The sequence below is a fragment of the Bartonella refiksaydamii genome, from assembly GCF_902652675.1.
GTDB lineage: Bacteria > Pseudomonadota > Alphaproteobacteria > Rhizobiales > Rhizobiaceae > Bartonella > Bartonella refiksaydamii.
In genome coordinates, this window is sequence record NZ_LR736348.1 from 1 (window position 1) to 2,488 (window position 2,488).

General features: G+C 46.1%; 1 pseudogene. It reads left to right on the forward strand.

The window, feature by feature from the left end:
- Positions 1 to 2,488, forward strand: a pseudogene (locus GQO39_RS08270) (DUF4815 domain-containing protein); the annotation flags it as partial.

Here is a 2,488-nt window from a genome sequence, read left to right on the forward strand (position 1 = left end):
ACAGATCTCGCGGCAAAGAGGAACAACAAAGCGTTGTCTTTTATGGCACGCGTCCCTTTATTCAAGCTGGTGAACTCAACGAGGTTCAAACCATCATAAGGGGGCGACATAACCGTTTAGGGCGTCTTGTGGCACAAGAAGGAGACCGCGTGGAACGCGCCGATGCCTTTGTCAACAAAGAGACACAAACCGTCACATTAACGGATGGCAAGATCTATATTGCCGGTGATATCTTTCCAGTCTCTGAAGCTGTACTCAACAATGTTTCCATGATTGGGCGCTTGGAAATTGGTGTGAAGCTACAAAAAAAATGGATAACCCATGAGGATGATCCAGAGCTATTGGGGCAAGTCCCTGGCACCTTGGCAGAAGGAGAGCCTGGTGCCGCACGCGAAACAGCAAAGCTTGTTTGGGCACTGAAAGAGGATGCGCAGAGAGGCACTTTCTTTCCGGTTTATATTTTGCAAGATGGTGTTCTGATTGACCAAAAATCCCCCTCATTGCTTGAACCAGCTATGCAAGCCATTGCCACTTATGACCGTGCGCATGGGCATTATATCGTGAGTGGCTGCCGTGTGAGCGCATTGGGACCAAATAACGGCTGCCAAGTGTTTAGCATTCAAGAAGGGGAAGCCAATATTAATGGTTTTAAACGCAAACGCCTTGCTGCTTTACGCCATGAAGAACGCGAAGATTTTTCGACAAGCATTGTTCCTAGCGAAACGCATATTTTTGCGCTTCAAAAGGGCAAGACAAGTTTTACCTTTAAAACCTATTACGCTCCCATTGCCGATATTCATTCTCTTTTGTTGACAAAAGAAAAAACCGTTAACGTCACCCGTGGTGCGGTTGCTTCAGGGCGTGATGGTGTTCCTGATAAAAGCATCACCGCGTTTATTAAAGTCGTTCAAGGAAGCAAGGAATTTAAAGAAGGCACGGATTTAAAAAAAACCGGAGACACCATTGATTGGGCACCCGTGGGGGATGAACCGCTCCCCGGAAGTAGCTATACAGTCACGTACCGTTATCGCGCTAGCATAAAAGCAGATAAAGTCACAGCACAGGAAATTACCGTCTCAGGTGGTGCTGATGGTGGGGATATTATTGTCAGTTATACTTACAAACTCCCCCGCATTGACCGTATAGGACTGAACACACAAGGCAATGTGGTTTATATCAAAGGGGTTTCATCAGACCAACCCATGGCACCCAGTGTCCCTGATGATGTGTTGTCCCTTGCAACGATCACCAACAATTGGCTTGATACTCCTCTCGTGGTCAATGATGGCACACGTGTTGCCCCCTATGATGAGATGTGGCGCTATTTTCAACGCGTACTTTCGCTTGATCGACTGATGCAGTTAGAGCGCATTAAAAGCAATGTGGACTCTAAAGAGCCTGTTGCCAAAAAAGGCATGTTTGCTGATCCCTTTCTTGATGACAGTTATAGAGATGAAGGCTTTAAACAAACCGGCGCTGTAGGCAATGGCATTTTACAACTTGCCATTGACCCAACATTCTATACTGCTCCTTTAAAAGCACCTGTTACGCTTGACTGGACAAATGAAGTGATCATTGCGCAAGAGTTGACAACGGCTTGCGAAAAAATCAATCCTTATCAAAATTTTGCACCCCTGCCTAGTACAGTAACCCTTGAACCCGCAACAGATTTTTGGCACGAACAGCGCACCGATTTGCTCTCGAGTGTTACCAATCAACTGAATATGGGCTGGAATCGTGGGAGAACTATCCGTAACACAGAAGTGCATGATGATCTCATCAATGAGACTCAAAAACAAATCGATTTCTTAAGACAAATTACCCTTCACTTTAAAATTGAAGGTTTTGGCAGTAGCGAAATCTTGGAAAGTCTTAGCTTTGATGGTGTGAATGTTTTGCCAGCTTGTTGCTAACGCCAAAGGTACCCTTGAAGGCACTTTTAAGATTCCTGAAAACATTCCTGCTGGCACAAAGAACGTGGTGGCACGGGGAAAAGGTGGAACCATTGCGACGGGGCTTTTTACCGGTCAAGGCGCGATTGATGTGAAAGTAATGCGGCGCACCACCACGGTGAAGATATGGACGAAAGTGGACCCACAAGCGCAAGTTTTTACCCCCGATGAAACACGGCAAATCACAGGAATTGACTTTCATCTTTGTAAAATCGGTAATCAAAACCATGATCTGGTGATTGATTTGGTCACTACAGAAAATGGCTATCCGACCGCCGATATTCAAGCACAAAGTTTTTATTCTATGAAGGGCGCAAAGCTAGGTTGGGCACAGGCACGCTACGATGTTCCTTTGCTTGTCCCCGATGATCGTCTCACCGCCTTTGTCATTAAAACCGATGATGCTGATCATTCCGTCTCCTTGGCAAAGCTTGGAGATTTTGATGAGGAAAAGCAAAGATACGTCTCGAGCCACCCTTATGTGACCGGTCCACGTTTTTCTTCAGTTAACGCGCAAAGCTGGACCGCCCATCAAA